This is a genomic window from Mesorhizobium sp. M5C.F.Ca.IN.020.32.2.1 (assembly GCF_004023105.1).
GTDB classification, from domain to species: domain Bacteria; phylum Pseudomonadota; class Alphaproteobacteria; order Rhizobiales; family Rhizobiaceae; genus Mesorhizobium; species Mesorhizobium wenxiniae.
Window position 1 is genome coordinate 1 of record NZ_RZSX01001419.1, and the last position, 899, is coordinate 899.

1 protein-coding gene is annotated in these 899 nt (G+C 62.0%); it reads left to right on the forward strand.

The annotated features are described in order from the left end of the window. Positions 1-92: 92 nt before the first annotated feature. Positions 93-899, forward strand: an 807-nt coding sequence (locus tag EOA86_RS36465) for an efflux RND transporter periplasmic adaptor subunit (protein ID WP_128345821.1), incomplete at its 3' end; no start/stop codon positions are given.

An 899-nucleotide genomic window follows, 5' to 3' on the forward strand; every position in this document is an offset into this window, starting at 1 on the left:
GTACAGTAAGATCGCCGTCATTTGAAATCGGGACCAGTCACAGGTATGTGTTTCGGTCATCCGACTGTTATGCCGGGCCATGGCCAAGGGGACTGTTCGTGATCAAGCGTTTCATCATTGCCCTCATTCTGCTCGTGCTGGTGTGCGGCGGCATCGTCGGCTTCAATTTGTTCCGCGACAATGCAATGCAGCAATTCTTCGCCACGATGAAACCGCCTGCCGCGACCGTGTCGACGATGATCGTCAAGCCGACGGAGTGGACGCCGGGCGTCGAGGCGATCGGCACTGTCAGTGCGGTCCGCGGCGTCGATCTAACCGTCGAAACCGCCGGAATCGTCAAGGACATCCTATTTCACGCCAATCAGAAGGTTGAAGCCAACGCGGTTCTCCTTCAGCTCGACGATGCCGCCGAGCGCGCCGATCTCGATGCGACGAAGGCGCAAGCGGCGCTCGACCAGACAGCGTTGACACGCGCCCTTGAATTGCAGAAACGCGGTGTCGGCTCGGAATCGACCCTCGACTCGGCGCGCGCAGCCGCATCGGCCTCCACTTCACAGGTCAACAGGCTTCAGGCGGTGCTCGAGCAGAAGCTGCTGACCGCGCCCTTCGGCGGCACAGTGGGTATCCCCAGGATCGATCTCGGCCAGTATCTCTCACCCGGCACTTCCGTAGCCACCCTGCAGGATCTGGAAACGATGCGGGCCGATTTCTCGGTTCCCGAACAGCAGCTTCCGCTGCTGAAGATCGGCCAGACGGTGCGGCTGGGCATTGGCGACGGCGAGCTGCCGTTCGCCGGCACCATTCGCGGTATCGACCCGAAGATCGACCCGACCAGCCGGCTGGTGACGGTCAGGGCCGAGGTCGCCAACCCCGAAGGCAAGCTGACTCCTGGCCAGTTC